The sequence below is a fragment of the Faecalibacterium sp. I3-3-89 genome, assembly GCF_023347275.1.
GTDB lineage: Bacteria > Bacillota > Clostridia > Oscillospirales > Ruminococcaceae > Faecalibacterium > Faecalibacterium butyricigenerans.
On record NZ_CP094468.1, the window covers coordinates 2,697,258 to 2,713,210 of the forward strand.

The following is a 15,953-nucleotide window of genomic DNA, read 5'->3' on the forward strand; positions in this document are numbered from 1 at the left end:
AATACAGCCCTATTATACTCCAAATCCCGCCGGGCAACAAGACAGAGCTGCGCTTTTCTATGGATTCCGGTGCGCCTCCGTGCTACAATGGGGTAAAATAAAAGAAAGGAAGTCCCCGCCATGTACACTGCATCCTCTGCACGCTGTTCCACCCTGCCCTACCACTTCGGCGACACCGCCGCCCTCAACAACACCCGCTTCACCGACGAAGACCTGAACGCCATCGACCGGGCCTCCGGCCTTGCAGAATAAGGAGGAGCCATGTCTAAGACTGTATGGATCACCGGCGCATCCTCCGGCATCGGCCGGGAGTTCGCCCGCCGGTATGCGCGCCTCGGCTTCCGGCTCATCCTCACCGCCCGCCGCACCGACCGGCTCGAGGCGCTGGCCGCAGAGCTGACCGTCAAATACAACACCTTCTGCCGCATCCTGCCCGCCGACCTCGAGCAGGAGAGCGAGTGCGCCCGCCTCTGTGAGGCGCTGGCCGACGAGCGGCTGGATATTTTCATCAACAACGCAGGCTTCGGCGTCTGCGGCAGCTTTCTTGAGACCAGCGGCGAAAAAGAGCTTTCCATGGCGAAGGTCAACGTGCTGGCCATGCACCAGCTCTTCAAGTTCGCCGTGAAGAAGATGGAGGCGCAGGGCTTCGGCACCGTGCTGAACGTGGCATCCTCCGCCGGGCTGCTGCCGGGCGGGCCGTATATGGCGGGCTACTATGCCACCAAGGCCTACGTCGTCAGCCTGACCCGGGGCGTGGCGGAAGAGCTGCGGGAGCAGCACAGCCCCGTCTACGTCTGCGCTCTCTGCCCCGGCCCGGTGGACACGGAGTTCAACGACCGGGCCGACGTGGTCTTTGCGCTGCGGGGCATCCGTCCGGAGTTCTGCGTCGAGGAGGCCATGCGGGGGATGCTCCGCCGCAAGACCATCATCGTGCCCTCGGCCCTCATGCAGGCCGCGACAGCGGCCCAGCGGCTCGTGCCGATGCCCCTTCTCATGCCCATCGTCGCCCGCCAGCAGAAGAAAAAACTGGGCTGAGGGACCATTGTGTGCAACAAGCAGCAATCTCAGCCTTTGCAGCCCGCCTTTTTATGACGATTTCACGAAAACGCAGCAAAATGCGTAAAAATTTGCAGTAATTGTACTAAGAAAATGCCTTGACAGTCGGAATAAAGAATGCTACTCTAGTATACAAGAGGGCGCATGGCCGGACGGCCCGCCGCCGCTTCCCATGACGGCAGGTATGGGCCATTGGCATAGCCCGGCAGCGCAGCGCCCTGCAAAGCAAAATTTTGATTGGAGGACTTTATCATGGCACAGTGTACTCCCAAATCCTTTGACCTGACCGGCAAGGTCGCGCTCATCACCGGCGCATCCTACGGCATCGGCATGGCCATCGCCAAGGCAATGGCCGCAAACGGCGCTACCATCGTCTTCAACGACCTCAAGCAGGAGCTGGTCGATAAGGGTCTGGCCGCCTACGCCGAGGCTGGCATCAAGGCCCACGGCTACGTCTGCAACGTCTGCGACGAGGACGCCGTCAACGCAATGGTCGCAAAGATCACCGAGGAAGTCGGCCACATCAACATTCTGGTCAACAATGCCGGCATCATCAAGCGCATCCCCATGACCGAGATGACCGCTGCCGAGTTCCGTCAGGTGGTGGACGTTGACCTGAACGCCCCCTTCATCGTCTCCAAGGCTGTCATCCCCGACATGATCGCTCAGGGCGGCGGCAAGATCATCAACATCTGCTCCATGATGAGCGAGCTGGGCCGTGAGACCGTCTCCGCCTACGCTGCTGCCAAGGGCGGCCTGAAGATGCTGACCAAGAACATCGCCTCCGAGTACGGCGAGTACAACATCCAGTGCAACGGCATCGGACCCGGCTACATCGCCACCCCGCAGACCGCACCTCTGCGCGAGCGTCAGCCCGACGGCAGCCGTCACCCCTTCGACAGCTTTATCGTCGCCAAGACCCCCGCAGGCCGCTGGGGCGAAGCGGAGGATCTGGGCGGCCCCGCCGTCTTCCTCGCCTCTGCCGCTTCCGACTTCGTCAACGGCCTCATCCTGTACGTTGACGGCGGCATTCTGGCTTACATCGGCAAGCAGCCGCAGTAAGCTTTCCCCTTCCGGCATATTCCGCGCCGTGTCCTCTGCCTTCCGGGCGCCGGGCACGGCGCTTTTATTTTCCATATCGACTTTTCAACCTAAATCTGTTACACTGAGGACAGTTGAAATACTACAAAAACAGGAGGATTTTCCCCATGAAGATCGCACTCATCAACGAGAACAGTCAGGCCGCAAAGAACGGCATCATCGAGGCCGCTCTGAAGAAGGTCGTGGAGCCGATGGGCCACGAGGTGGTCAACTACGGTATGTATGCCGCCGATGACGCCGCCCAGCTGACCTATGTGCAGTGCGGCATCCTCGCCGCCATCCTGCTGAACAGCGGCGCTGCCGACTACGTCATCACCGGCTGCGGCACCGGCGAGGGCGCCATGCTGGCCCTGAACAGCTTCCCCGGCGTCATCTGCGGCCATGTGGAGGACCCTGTGGATGCTTACACCTTCGCCCACGTCAACGACGGCAACGCGGTCGCCATGCCCTTTGCCAAGGGCTTCGGCTGGGGCGGCGAGCTGAACCTTGAGTACTGCTTTGAGAAGCTGTTCGGCTTCGGCCACGGTCAGGGCTACCCCAAGGAGCGGGTCGAGCCGGAGCAGCGGAACAAGAAGATCCTCGACGGCGTCCGCGCCGCCACCTTCAAGCCCCTCATCGAATGCCTCAAGAGCATCGATCAGGATCTGCTGAAGGGTGCCATCGCCGGTGAGAAGTTCCGCGAGCTGTTCTTTGCCTCCTGCAAGGACGAGGAGCTGGCCGCCTATGTCAAGAGCCTGCTGGTCTGAGCGGTGACGTGAAGATGACTGCCCTGTATCACCTGAACGAGAACATCGCCCATCTGCTGGAGGGCTTTCTGGAATCCGCCGTCCCCCTCATTGCAGGACTGGCGGAGGCCATCGGCCTGTTCATCATCGTGACGAGTCTGGCCCGGGCCACCTATCACTATGTGCGGACGACCTTCTTCCACGACCGGTACGACTTCCACCACGAGATGAGCACCGGCCTGACGACGGCGCTGGAATTCCTCATGTCGGCAGAGATCGCCAAGACCTTTCTTTTGCAGAACCTCGAGTCGGTCGTGCCGCTGGCCGCGACCTTCGCGCTGCGGGCGCTGATGAGCCTGCTGCTCCATGTCGAGATGCGGGCGGGCCACACCGAGGAAAAATGATGTCTGCCAAAGTTTTCTTTGCCCCTTCTTTTTCGGTTTGTGTAAAATGTCAAAAATAGCGTTCTGCTCTTGACACTTTGACCAAACCGCTCTATACTTTTGCCATCGAAAGCAAAGGCGCTGACGGATGAAGATCCGGTCAGCGCCTTTTGTATTTCCGGGGGAGGCTTGTCCCCTGCGACCAAGGAAGAGATAGAGGGCTTCCTTTTCCGGATTTTCCGCGCTGCTGCGCAGATAGAGGGACGCAGCAGCCGGGTGTGCACGCGCTGCCGGGCTGGCACCCGGCGGCAAAATATGTGGGGAGGTATCTGCGTTATGTTCAGCTCCATCAACACCTGTTGGACGCTCGTGGGAGCGTTCCTCGTCTACTTCATGCAGGCCGGCTTCGCGCTCTGCGAGGCAGGCTTCACCCGCGCCAAGAACACCGGCAATATCCTCATGAAAAATATGATGGATTTTTGCATCGGCACGCCCTGCTACTGGCTCATCGGCTTCGGCCTGATGTTCGGCGGCACCGGCGCTCTCATCGGCGGGTTCGACCCCTTCATTCAGGGCGATTATTCCCATCTGGGCCTCGACATCCCGCTGTGGGTGTACATCGTGTTCCAGACCGTCTTCTGCGCAACGGCCGCCACCATCGTTTCCGGTTCGATGGCTGAGCGCACCAACTTCAAAGCCTACTGCGTCTACTCCGCAGCCATCTCGCTGGTGGTCTACCCCATCTGCGGCCACTGGATGTGGGGCGGCGGCTGGCTGCAGAGCATAGGTTTCCATGACCCTGAACGGCTCTCTGGCCGGTCTGGTCGCCATCACCGCAGGCTGCGACACCGTTTCTCCCTTTGGCGCTTTCTTCATCGGCTTTGTGGCCGGCATCCTCGTGGTGCTGAGCGTCGAGTTCTTCGATAAGGTCGCAAAGATCGACGACCCCGTGGGCGCTGTCTCCGTCCACTTTGCAAACGGCGTCTGGGGCACCATCGCCGTCGGCCTCTTCTCTGACGGCGGCAACGGCGTCGGCAAGGGCCTGTTCTACGGCGGCGGTCTGAGCCAGCTGGGTATCCAGTTGCTGGGCCTCGTCGTGGTGGATGCCTATGTCCTCGTCGTCATGTTCCTCATCTTCAAGATCATCGACAAGACCATCGGCCTCCGCGTCCCCGCTGAGGTGGAGATCGACGGTCTGGACATCCATGAGCACGGTCTGGCTTCCGCCTACGCAGGCTTCGCTATCTCCGATGCAAACTCCGCCGCCATGGTCCCCAACGAGAACACCGACCTCGGCGAGGACGCTGCCTCCAAGGCTTCTGCCAAGCAGATCGACGCCGCCGTGCCGGTGGTGCGTGAGGCTGCGGTCATCCACGACGGCATCTACGACACCGGTATGCACAAGGTGTCCATCATCGCCAAGCTCTCCAAGTTCGACCAGCTCAAGAGCGCCCTGAACGATCTGGGCGTCACCGGCATGACGGTCACGCAGGTCATGGGCTGCGGCATCCAGAAGGGCACCCCCGAGAAATACCGCGGCGTGCCGGTGGACAGCACCCTGCTGCCCAAGATCAAGGTGGAGGTCATCGTCTCCAAGATCTCTGTGGACTCCGTGGTGGAGGCCGCAAAGAAGGCTCTTTACACCGGCCACATCGGCGACGGCAAGATCTTCGTCTACAATGTGACCCGCGTGGTCAAGATCCGCACCGGCGAGGAAGACTTCGCCGCCCTGCAGGACGTGGAGTAAGCGTTCTGCCCCAAACTTCATACGCTGTCCCGCCGTGAGGCATGACGATATTGTTCTCCTTTTTCCTTTTTTCTGATAATTCCAAACACAGCTCAAAGCCCCGCTCCTTCGCACAAGGGAGCGGGGCTTTGGCGTTTCTTGACAGCGTCCGGTCTCCGTGCTATCTTTGGAGGGTAGGAACAAAATACAGGAGTGTCAATATGAAAGAATTTCTGAAAAAGGAGCTTTATTCCCTTCGGGCCGTGACGGCCATTCTGGCCCGCTGGCTGCTGCTGGCCATCCCCACCGGCCTCGTCTGCGGCGCAGTGGGCACGGCGTTCCATCTTGCGGTCGAACACGTCACCGAGTGGCGGGGCGAACACGTCTGGCTGCTCTGGCTGCTGCCGCTGGCCGGCCTCGCCATCGTGGCCCTTTATAAGCTGACCGGCTGTGAGGGGATGGGCACCAACAATGTCATCCGGGCCGTCCACAGTGGTGAGAGCGTCAGCCCGCTGCTGGTGCCGGCCATCTTTCTGGGCACCGTGCTCACCCACCTCTGCGGCGGCTCGGCCGGCCGTGAGGGCGCGGCGCTCCAGATGGGCGGCAGCATCGGCTACAACATCGCCAAGCTCTTCCGCTTCTCCGACCATGACCGCCGCACGGCCACGGCCTGCGGCATGGCGGCGTTCTTCTCGGCACTGTTCGGCACGCCGCTGGCGGCGACCCTCTTCGGCATCATGGTGGAGGACGTGGGCCTTGCGTTCTCGGTGGCCTTTGTGCCCGGCTTCGCCGCTGCCCTCATCGCCTACGGCGTCTCGCTGGCCTGCGGCATCGCCCCCACCCACTTCGGGCTGACCGCACCGGCCCTCTCCATCGACACGGCCCTTCTGGCGGCGGTGCTGGGCGCAGCCTGTGCGCTGGTATCCCGGGGGTTCTGCTGGCTCCTCCACACGATGGAGCACGAAATGCCCCGCCGTCTGCCCAACCCGTGGGTGCGGGCCGTCGTGGGCGGCGTAGCAGTGGTGGCCCTGTCCTACCTGATGGGGGTGGGGCGGTACAACGGCGCGGGCATGGGCGTCATCACCGCCGCCATCGAGCAGGGGCAGGCCCTGCCGTGGGACTTTCTCTGCAAGATACTGCTGACGGCCCTGACCCTCTCGGCAGGCTTCAAGGGCGGTGAGGTCGTGCCCAGCTTCTACATCGGCGCGACCTTCGGCTGCGTGTTCGGCCCGCTGCTGGGCCTGCCCGCCGGGTTTGCGGCGGCGGTCGGCCTCATCTCGGTCTTCTGCGGCGCGACCAACACCCTCATCCCCTCCATCCTGCTGGCCTATGAGCTGTTCGGCGGGGCAGGCCTCGAGCTGATCGCGCTGGGCTGCGGCGTCTGCTATATGCTCTCGGGCACCCACGGGCTCTACAGCAGCCAGCTCTTCGTCACTGAGAAGCTGCTGTCGGAGTATACCGCCAACTGGGGAGAGCGGCTTCGCCATCATTGACCTCTTTCATTTTCCAGCGATGAGGCCTTGATTTTTTCTGCGCTCCGTGCTACAATTACTCGTAGTTTCATCCTGTGATGCACACAGCGTGCGGCGTTTCTGCCGCCGGTGCGTCAAAATCAAATGTCCTAAAACGATGATGCGGACAAACCGAGGTCCCGTTTCTTCATGCCGCAGAGAGGGCTGCCGTTCCGACGGACGCGCTGCAAGCAGCCTGCCATGTGCCGGACTTCTACCACCGCAGAGTGCAGAGGTGAACCTCTGCCGGGTGCGCCCGTTACAGCACAGCGAGTGGCGTGCAGCAGCACGCAATTCGGGTGGAACCGTGGAACGCAGTTGAGTCTTTCAAAGGCGCTTCATCCCGTAGAGCATATACGGGGTGAAGCGTCTTTTTTGTCGTGCCCAAACGCATTTTTCATCTCAAAAAGGAGCAATATCATGAAGATCATCTATAAGGACGGTCATGTGGACGAGTGCCCGCAGGATCAGGAACTGCACGTTATCCGTCACACCGCAGCCCATGTCATGGCACAGGCCATCAAGCGCCTCTACCCCGAGGCTGACTTTGCCTTCGGCCCCGCCACCGAGAACGGCTTTTACTACGACGTTGACCTCGGCGACACCAAGCTGACCGACGAAGACCTCGCCAGCATCGAGAAGGAGATGCGCAAGATCACCAAGGAGAATCTGGCCATCAAGCCCTTCATCCTGCCCCGCGCCGAGGCCGTCAAGCTGATGGAGGAGCGCCACGAGAACTACAAGATCGAGCATATGGCCGATCTGGCTGACGAGACCGAGTTCAGCTTCTTCCAGCAGGGCGAATATGTCGATATGTGCATCGGACCCCACCTGACCTACACCAAGGCTCTGAAGGCCTTCAAGATCACCCAGCAGTCCGGTGCATACTGGAAGAACGACAAGGAAAACAAGATGCTGACCCGCATCAACGGCGTGGCTTTCCGTAATCAGGAAGAGCTGGACGCTTGGGAGAAGGAGCAGCAGGAGGCCCGTGAGCGCGACCACCGCAAGATCGGCAAGGAGATGGGCCTGTTCATGACCGACGACCTCGTGGGCCGCGGCCTGCCCATGTTCCTGCCCGCAGGCTACACCGTCTGGCAGGAGCTGGAGAACTATATCAAGGAGAAGGAGCGTGCCCGCGGCTACCTGCACGTCATGACCCCCTGCATCGGCACCGTGAACCTCTACAAGACCTCCGGCCACTGGGATCACTACCGCGAGAATATGTTCCCCGCCATGGAGATGGAGGGTGAGAGCTATGTCCTGCGCCCGATGAACTGCCCCCACCACATGATGATCTACGCCAACCGTCCCCACTCCTACCGCGACCTGCCCATGCGCATCGGCGAGATCGCACACGACTTCCGCTATGAGTCCTCCGGCACCCTGAAGGGCATCGAGCGCGGCCGTCACTTCTGCCAGAACGACGCCCACCTGTTCTGCACCCCCGAGCAGATCAAGAGCGAGGTCGCCGACGTCTGCAACCTCATCTTTGAGACCTACAAGGACTTCAACATCACCGACTACCGCTGCGTGCTGAGCCTGCGCGACCCCGCCGACAAGAAGAAGTACCATGACGACGACGCCATGTGGAACCACGCCGAGAACGCTCTGCGCGAGGTTCTGACCGAGCTGGGCATCCACTTCACCGAGGAGATCGGCGAGGCCGCCTTCTACGGCCCGAAGCTGGACGTCAACGTCAAGCCCGCCGTCGGCGCAGAGTACACCCTGTCCACCTGCCAGCTGGACTTCTGCCTGCCCGCCAAGTTCCACCTGACCTATGTGGACAAGGACGGCACCGAGAAGACCCCCGTGGTCCTGCACCGCGCAATTCTGGGTTCTCTCGACCGTTTCATGGCCTACCTCATCGAGGAGACCAAAGGCAAGTTCCCCACCTGGCTGGCTCCCGTGCAGGTCAAGGTCCTGCCCGTCTCCGAGAAGACCCTCGAGTACGCCGAGGCCATCACCGAGAAGCTGGTGGAAGCCGGTGTCCGCGTGGCTCTGGACGACGACAACCAGAAGATCGGCTACAAGATCCGCGCCGCACAGCAGGTGGATCGCGTGCCTTATATGCTGGTGCTGGGCGCCAAGGAAGCCGAGGCCGGCAACGTCTCCGTCCGTGACCGCAAGGGCGAGACCACCACGATGGAAGTGGATGAGTTCATCGCAAAGGTCACTGCCGAGATCAAGAACCGCAGCCTGTAAGCTGTAATACGAACTGCAAAAAATCCCCTCAGCCGTTGGCTTAACAGTGATAAGGAACTAATTTACTTATCAACTGTTAGCTGACGGTTTCCGGGGTGCATACGGACAAATCCCGTCTGATTTCTAACAGGATGTCAGACGGGATTTTCGCTTTATATTACGAATTATGGAGGACATACCATGAAAACCTTAATATCTTGTGCCTACAATATGGATAATTGCTGTGTGGAAGTGAAATTCAGCGACGGCAGTATGATTGCGATTGACACTATCGCCGTTGAGAACGAGATTGCTGACAATATGTATCAGCGGTCAGAGCTGGATTATTTGATCTACAACGCTCCTTTGGAGTATGCAGACCTTATCTTGAACGGCGATCCCGAAACCTATTTGAAAACTGTAACAGAATACAAGCCTTGGGATAGCTGACAACACGCTGCCCGCAGGAGAAAATCCTGCGGGCGTTTTTGTATCCTGAAAACCACTCGCTGGGCGAGTGGTTCAAAAGAGGCTGCTGCCGATGAGGAAAAATAAAACTCCCTCTGTTATAGTAGAGATGCGGTCTGGCAACTGCAAACTACAAAACAAAGGGAGGTCACTCAAGAATGAATGACACAAACAGTTTAGCGCATACGAAGTGGAATTGCAAATACCACATCGTATTTGCGCCGAAATATCGGCGCAAAGTATTCTTCGGCGAAAAACGCAGAGAGATAGGAAAAATCCTGCGGCAGTTGTGCGAATGGAAAAAGGTGGCGATTGTAGAAGCGGAGGTGTGTCCAGATCACATACATATGCTTCTTGAGATCCCACCCAAAATCGCGGTTTCGAGCTTTGTGGGATACCTAAAAGGCAAAAGCTCACTGATGATTTACGAGCAATTCCCAAATCTGAAGTACAAGTATAGAAACCGCGAATTTTGGTGTCGGGGATACTATGTAGACACCGTAGGAAAGAATGCAAAGAAAATAGAGGAGTACATCCGAAATCAGTTAGAGGAAGATAGGATGGGCGAACAGCTGACGATGGGAAACTTCTAAGCCCGTTTACGGGCAGCTGGTAACAAGCCCCATGCAGATGTCAGACCGTACCAACGCCGCATGAGGCGTGGCTGGTAACATAGGGCTTCGCCCGCATAAGAAATACCCCCGGCTAAGCCGGGGGATATTTTTTCTGTTTATATTATTTCCCTCCGTTGGATCTCAATTTAGGAAAGAAGATGACAATCTTGAAGCCCTTTCCCCACTGGGAAGCTGCTTCCAGATGAAGATTTAGATCGTCGGCCATCTTCTTAACCAGGTAAAGTCCCATACCGGTAGCCTTCTTTCTGCTGTCAGTAGAATCCCCGGTAAAGCCCTTTTGAAAAATGTACGGCAGATTATATTTTTTTACGCCAATGCCGTTATCTTCAACAGAAAGGATATCTGCGGTCTCCGAATGTATCACGGAAATTGTAAGCATGGGACTATCGCTGCTATATTTGATGGCATTGCTAACGATTTGTCCCAACATAAACTGAAGTCCTCTACGGTCTGTATAGACTGTTTCAGATTGCAGTTTGTTGAGAATGACAAACTGCTTCTCTTCAAGAAGTGGGGCATAGTCCTCCAGAACTTCACCCAAGCAGTCATTCAAATTGACATCCTCAAATCGGTAATCCTTTGTACTGCTCTTCAACCGGGCATAGTACAGCATCTGCGTGACATCCTCCTGAAGCTGACTGCGGACATAATCCAGCTTTGCTTGCAGGGAAGGAGAGATTTCATCGTTCCGGTTATCCAAGAGCATGGTCAGCAACGATAGGGGCGTTTTCGCTTCATGTGCCCAGCCCTCCACATATTCTTCATAGTCCTGTAGGGCATCTGCCATACTGTTACTCTCAGTTTTGTGTTCCTGTAAAACTGATGCCAGAAGCCGGATAGATTCTCCTTCTTCCCGGCTGATGGCACTGAGCAGCCGTTCCTCGTTGCAGATGGTAGGATCACTGAGGAAATCCCGGAACAGTTCTCGGCGGGTAGTCTCCCGCTTGTTTAGTACAAACAGAATCGCTGAAAACAAAAGGAGGCTTGTCAGAACTACTAACCCAATCAAGGGTTGAAATGCCTGAATGTCAGAAATCCAAAGAATGATAGCACAAAAGCAATCCACGCCCAACAGCAACAATAGCCAGGGGTAGTATCGCTCTGTTATGCGCCAAAGCTGCTTCATGGAGCCACCCCCGTTTCCAGACGATAGCCCATCCCACGAACCGCAACGATTCGCTGCTTCATCTCAAGACCGGACATCGTCTTTTTCAGCCTGGTCAGATTAACCTGCAAGGCATTTTCGTCTATGTATTCCGTGGTTCCCCATAGTGCTATGCAAAGTTGCTCCGTCGTGACCAGAGCATCGCCGCCGGACAAAAGAGCAACCAACAGTTTTCCCTGATTTTTTGGAAGCACGACAGAGGTATTATGAATATAAAGCGTGTAGGTCTGCTGGTCTAACAGGAAATCTGGTCCCTCTATGAGATTGGTACGGCCTTCATACCTTTTGAGAATATTGGATACCCTGGCAAGAAGCCGGTCTTTTCTGCACGGCTTCGTCAAATATTCATCGGCACCCAAGTGGAACGCTTGCAGTTCATCCTTTACCTGATCTCTGGAAGTTAGTACCAGGACGGGGATAGCGGTTTTATTCTTTAGTTCCTGGCAGATTTGAAAGCCACTGATCTCCGGCAAATTCAGGTCTAAGATCACAAGGTCAGGACGGAGGGCTGCCAGGAGCCGAGCGGCATCTTCAAACTCGGTGATTGCCTCCGCAAGATACCCGTCCTTTTGGAGCATATTGCAGAGTTCTTCCCGCATATAGACTTCATCTTCCACAACAGCAATTCTTTTCACGACAGCACCTCCTTCCAAATTATTCTTCTCTCTGCGGCTGCATCAGTGTCAGCAAATACCGATCACTGGAGTGCTTGACCACTCTCATATAAATATATTCTATCACGCAAAGCAGCAAAATCATAGTAGCAGATACAAGCAGCATTTCAGGCACTGTCCCACGGGTTCGGGACGAGAGTATCCCTGTAAACAACGCTCTGACTCCAAACAGACTGCTGACAGCTGCAACCAATACAGGAAGTCCCATAAACCACGCAATCTGCTTTCCGGCAGACTGGCAAAGGCTTTCGTAAGTGGCTCCCAGGCGGATCAGGGTCTGGTATCTACGCCCGGTTTTCTGCTGGCTCATCAGGAACTGAACACCCACAATGGTGTTGGCAACCACCAAGAACACAATCGCCAGATAGAGGGTAATATAGATGGATGCTACGGTGTAGAAAAGCTGGCGGCCCATATTCTGAAGATAGCTTTCATATTCGATACCTATTTTGTCCAGCTTCTCGTTCAGATCGGAATAGGCAGTCATAAGGCTATTTCCATTCAGAGCTTGCTCACTGAGCACCGCATTGACATAGGTATCATACATTCCCTGACTATAATATAGGAATGCTTCATCCGGAAGAATCAATGCAAAGGACAAGGTTATAGAACGGTCCGTGACCAAATTCACAGACTGAACCTCTCCTGTAAGATGAATCGGACTACCATCCAGTTCCACCTTGGGCTGCCCGGCCAATACTTGGTTCAGCATTGCGGTACGGCTTGCCGTAGTAAACTCTGTATCAATATAGACAGTGGCCTCCTTTTCGCCTAATTGGAGAGCCGGATTGCCGGACAATTCCAACAAACGATTATAGTCCGATAAACAAATCAAATATGGGTATGTGGCATAACCAAGATTGTTCAGAAGGACATCCCGGTCTTCCGACTGGGGCAGGCTCCGAAGAGAGTCCATAACAGCGTCCATGCTGTAGGCATTATCATAATCTTCTGTGGTGCGAATACGCCCAACCCTCATTTCAAAAAGCTCTGAAAATTGATTTTCCAAACTGTTTTCTTTCAGGACTGCCTTTATATTCGGAAGAACCTGCGATGAATCTTCTGCAGTATGATCTTCAAAAGTATAGTCGATTACATGGCCAGAAGACAGGCTATTCGTTCCTGCAATTCCTACGCCCGCACCAAAACAACACAGCGCCGCCAGAATCAGCAGGGAGCTGATGGCCATGGAGTTTGACTGATGAATGACATTCTCCTGAATCTGCCGGAAGGTAAATACATGAAGCTGCTTATTTCCTTTTCCTTTCTTAACAATCAAAGCAATCAGCGCACGCATCCCATAGAAAAGCAGCATCGTACCAACTATGCCCAACAGCAAAGTCAGTCCCATCATACTTACCTTTGTCCATGCAATTCCCTGAATCGCCATGTAGTAAGCCACTGCCAACATCACACTTCCGCATATAGCAGCCAGTCCATAGATAACAGATGGCATTTGCTTTTTGGGGCGGTTCGTTGGCTGGGATAGCAAAGTACCGATCTCCTGGCGGCTGATTCGTCCACTCAAAATCAGAAGTGCCGTCAGCTTAATTGCCAGAAATCCTGCCAGCGTCCATTCAATCGCAGACCAGGATAAAGAAAACTGATGACCGATGATCCCCATGCCTACCAGCTTGGCGGTGACAAGACTGACAATTTCTGAAAGCACCACAGCCACAGGTAAGCCTATGAGCATGGCAAGAATACTGGTCAGGCAATCTTCCGCCAGAAGCATACCAAACAGTTTACTTCTACGCATCCCCAACATTAGATAAACACCAAGCTCATGCCGTCTGCGCTCGAACTGATACTTGCAGGCAAAATAGATCAAAAAGAACAGAATACCGAGGGTCATTCCATAAAACGCAGGAATCAGAAGCAGGAGTTTGTCAACTAGCAGAGTTCCCATAAAACAGTATTTGCAAAAATTCCCACAATGGGGGAAGATTTGGCGTGACTTCGGTCACGCCTTTTCTTTTGCTTCCAGTTCATCCAGAGGGATATACCCCAGCCCATCGTACTTGATATGGATGTGCTGCACCCGCTTTCCGCTGGACTTATCCGGGGCATCTACATAGATGGCCGACACCAGTTCACGGAGAGCATAAGGGGTGAGTTCTTCAATATGAACGTATTTGTGCGCTTTCTGGACGAACTTCTCAATATTCTCGATCTGCTGTTCCTGTACTTCGATTTCCTGCTGGATAGAAAGGGCTTCCTCTTCCAGATGCTTCTGTTCGGCATCGTAGCTCTGGCTCATCATGTCAAAGCGTTCATCGCTCAGCTTTCCGCTGGCGTTATCCTCGTAGATTTTCATGAACAGCCGTTTGAGGTCTGCAATCCGCTTCTCATTCCGGGCAAGCTGCTTCTTCAGGACGGTCAGCTTTTCGGTGCTTTCCACCCGAAGCTGCTCCTCCATGACCTTGCGGAAGTAGTCTTCATGACGGAGAATGTAGTCCGTCACCCGCTGAACATGACTCAGTACACGTCCTTCCAGAACCTTTACTCGGATGAAGTGTCCCTTGCACTTGCTCCCGTTCTTCTTGTGCAGAGAGCAATCAAAGAAGTCTTGACTGAAGTCCCTGTTGTTGGACGAACCATATTGCATCTTGGAACCGCAGTCAGCGCAGTAGACCATACCGGAGAAAATGCTGCTCTTGCCTGTCCGGGTCATGCGGTGACGCTGGTTACGAATCTCCTGAACCTTTTCAAACACATCATCGTCAATAATGCGCTCATGTGTATCCGGGAAGATAGCCTGATTTTCCACAGGATTCAAATGTCTCTTTTTATCCCAGATAGAGTTAGTATAGGTCTTGAAGTTGACTGTGCAGCCAGTGTACTCCCGGCGTTCCAGAATCAAACTTACTGCTCTTTTATCCCAGCGGTAAGGGTCTTCCGGGGCAGGTGCGTTTGTACTCCGGCCATGGCTCAGCTTGTAGGCGGTGGGAGTCAGAACATTGTCCACCCACAGTTGGTTTGCAATTTGGGTCGGGCCACGTCCCTCCATGCACATGGAGAAGATGCGCTTCACAATCGCAGCCGCTTCCGGGTCAACAAGCCAATGCTTCGGGTTCTCCGGGTCTTTTACATAGCCGTACGGAACATTGACCGTCAGCGGCACTCCACGCTCTCCCTTGGCCTTCTGGACAGCCCGAATCTTGCGGCTGGTATCGCGGGCGTAAAACTCGTTGAACCAGTTCTTAATACCCGCAAAATCGTTGTTTACGCTGTTCGGGTCAATGGTGTCGTAATTGTCGTTAATGGCAATGTAGCGAACGCTATACTGGGGAAAGGTAAAGTTTGTGTACAGACCCGTCAAGGCAGAGTTGCGCCCCAGTCGGGACAGGTCTTTCGTGATAACGATTCCTACACGCCCTGCTTCGATCTCGACCAGCATACTCTGAAAGCCGGGGCGGTCATAGTTCGTGCCGGAGTAGCCATCATCCACAAAGAACACTGGGTTCGGGAAGTGGTTCTTTTTGGCGTATTCCAGAAGGATAGCCTTCTGGTTCTCAATGGACAGGCTTTCGCCGAGCCGTGCGTCCTCTTGCGACAGTCGGCAGTAAAGTGCGGTGATCTTATTCGTTGCTCCAGACATTGTTGTGTCCTCCTTACTCTGTGGAGCAACTGTCAGTACAGGATTGGTTAACGGGTCAAGTATAGCAGAATTAGGCGCAGTTGTCATTCGTCTGCACCCTCATCTTCAAATTTTTGCTGGGCGTTCTTGGCAACAATGCGCTCCAGCTTCTTCAAAAAGGATTCCTTGCCCTCATAGCTGCCGGTCACGGTGTAGGTGGTGTGACCGACTTTCTCCGTGGTGGTCAGTTCTGGAATCCAGAAAGCGGACAGATTCTTGACATGGAGGTTGCCGTTCTCATCTACATAGGAGCCGTGCTTCTTCTGCTCTTCGGTCAAGGGCTGCCGCTTGAAATAGATTTCATTTTCGGAGATGCTCACGGTTTCGCTGGCCTGCTCCTTCGGGGTATCGTCATACAGCTGGGCGAAAAATGCCAGTGCATCTTCGGGTGAGTCTTCCTCCATGAGCTGCTCGAAAATCTGCTGTTCCTCTGCCGAGAGGTTATTCCATGCGGCTTCCAACTCCTGCTCGTTGGCTGCGTTGACAAAGGCTTCGATCTCTTTTTTCATGGTGCATCCTCCTTTGGCTGCGAAAAGCGTTTTTTCAAAAAGTATGGGTTTTCGTGAGAGCAAGAATCGTCCCGTGGCCACAAATTTTCAATTCTTGAAAATTTCCTGCCCCTTTGGGACAGCTTCTTGTTGGGGCGTGCCTGCCCCAAACCCTGCCAGATAAAAGCAAAGGGGCA

Annotated in this window: 13 protein-coding genes and 2 pseudogenes; 10 read left to right on the forward strand and 5 right to left on the reverse strand. The window is 55.3% G+C overall.

Translation table 11 applies throughout. From position 1 onward, the window contains the following. The first annotated feature begins 120 nt into the window (after positions 1–120). The 10 genes and pseudogenes from MTP38_RS13655 to tnpA all read left to right on the forward strand — a co-directional run bounded on the left by MTP38_RS13655 (position 121) and on the right by tnpA (position 9,770). Complete coding sequence (locus tag MTP38_RS13655) at positions 121–252, forward strand: hypothetical protein (protein ID WP_256466381.1); 132 nt, start codon at positions 121–123, stop codon at positions 250–252. Positions 253–261: 9 nt separating this feature from the next. Beyond that, positions 262–1,035, forward strand: a complete 774-nt coding sequence (locus MTP38_RS13100; protein ID WP_249233808.1) for an SDR family NAD(P)-dependent oxidoreductase — start codon at positions 262–264, stop codon at positions 1,033–1,035. A gap of 273 nt (positions 1,036–1,308) precedes the next feature. After that, positions 1,309–2,118: a gluconate 5-dehydrogenase gene (locus MTP38_RS13105; RefSeq protein WP_227621044.1), complete on the forward strand. Its 810-nt coding sequence runs from the start codon at positions 1,309–1,311 to the stop codon at positions 2,116–2,118. Positions 2,119–2,264: 146 nt separating this feature from the next. Beyond that, positions 2,265–2,903, forward strand: a complete 639-nt coding sequence (locus tag MTP38_RS13110; protein WP_227621047.1) for an RpiB/LacA/LacB family sugar-phosphate isomerase — start codon at positions 2,265–2,267, stop codon at positions 2,901–2,903. A 14-nt stretch (positions 2,904–2,917) separates the two neighbouring features. Continuing rightward, the gene (locus MTP38_RS13115; RefSeq protein WP_227621048.1) at positions 2,918–3,286 is read left to right on the forward strand and encodes a DUF1622 domain-containing protein; all 369 of its coding nucleotides are present in this window, start codon (positions 2,918–2,920) and stop codon (positions 3,284–3,286) included. 315 nt (positions 3,287–3,601) lie between these two features. Further along, positions 3,602–5,012: pseudogene (locus tag MTP38_RS13120) on the forward strand (ammonium transporter). 200 nt (positions 5,013–5,212) lie between these two features. Continuing rightward, complete coding sequence (locus MTP38_RS13125) at positions 5,213–6,484, forward strand: chloride channel protein (protein ID WP_249233809.1); 1,272 nt, start codon at positions 5,213–5,215, stop codon at positions 6,482–6,484. A gap of 438 nt (positions 6,485–6,922) precedes the next feature. Next, positions 6,923–8,707 carry a threonine--tRNA ligase gene (gene thrS / locus MTP38_RS13130; protein ID WP_227621051.1) on the forward strand — a complete coding sequence of 595 codons (1,785 nt, stop codon included), beginning with the start codon at positions 6,923–6,925 and terminating at the stop codon, positions 8,705–8,707. A gap of 180 nt (positions 8,708–8,887) precedes the next feature. Beyond that, positions 8,888–9,136, forward strand: a complete 249-nt coding sequence (locus MTP38_RS13135) for a DUF6061 family protein (protein ID WP_110442440.1) — start codon at positions 8,888–8,890, stop codon at positions 9,134–9,136. 176 nt (positions 9,137–9,312) lie between these two features. Beyond that, positions 9,313–9,770 (forward strand): annotated as a pseudogene (gene tnpA / locus MTP38_RS13140) (IS200/IS605 family transposase). Positions 9,771–9,889: 119 nt separating this feature from the next. Here tnpA and MTP38_RS13145 read toward each other — a convergent pair. From MTP38_RS13145 to MTP38_RS13165, 5 genes are read right to left on the reverse strand one after another with little or no spacing between them, the layout of a single operon-like run. Further along, positions 9,890–10,915: a sensor histidine kinase gene (locus MTP38_RS13145; protein WP_033121502.1), complete on the reverse strand. Its 1,026-nt coding sequence runs from the start codon at positions 10,913–10,915 to the stop codon at positions 9,890–9,892. Continuing rightward, positions 10,912–11,589: a response regulator transcription factor gene (locus MTP38_RS13150; RefSeq protein WP_033121503.1), complete on the reverse strand. Its 678-nt coding sequence runs from the start codon at positions 11,587–11,589 to the stop codon at positions 10,912–10,914. The genes MTP38_RS13145 and MTP38_RS13150 overlap by 4 nt, the downstream gene beginning before the upstream one ends. Positions 11,590–11,608: 19 nt before the next feature. Next, on the reverse strand, positions 11,609–13,537 hold the full coding sequence (locus MTP38_RS13155) for an ABC transporter permease (RefSeq protein WP_249233811.1): 1,929 nt from the start codon (positions 13,535–13,537) through the stop codon (positions 11,609–11,611). Positions 13,538–13,591: 54 nt separating this feature from the next. Continuing rightward, a complete protein-coding gene (locus MTP38_RS13160) occupies positions 13,592–15,316 on the reverse strand; it encodes a recombinase family protein (RefSeq protein ID WP_442900532.1) in 1,725 nt (574 codons plus the stop codon). Continuing rightward, positions 15,313–15,777: a hypothetical protein gene (locus MTP38_RS13165; protein ID WP_215698199.1), complete on the reverse strand. Its 465-nt coding sequence runs from the start codon at positions 15,775–15,777 to the stop codon at positions 15,313–15,315. The genes MTP38_RS13160 and MTP38_RS13165 overlap by 4 nt, the downstream gene beginning before the upstream one ends. Positions 15,778–15,953: the final 176 nt, after the last annotated feature.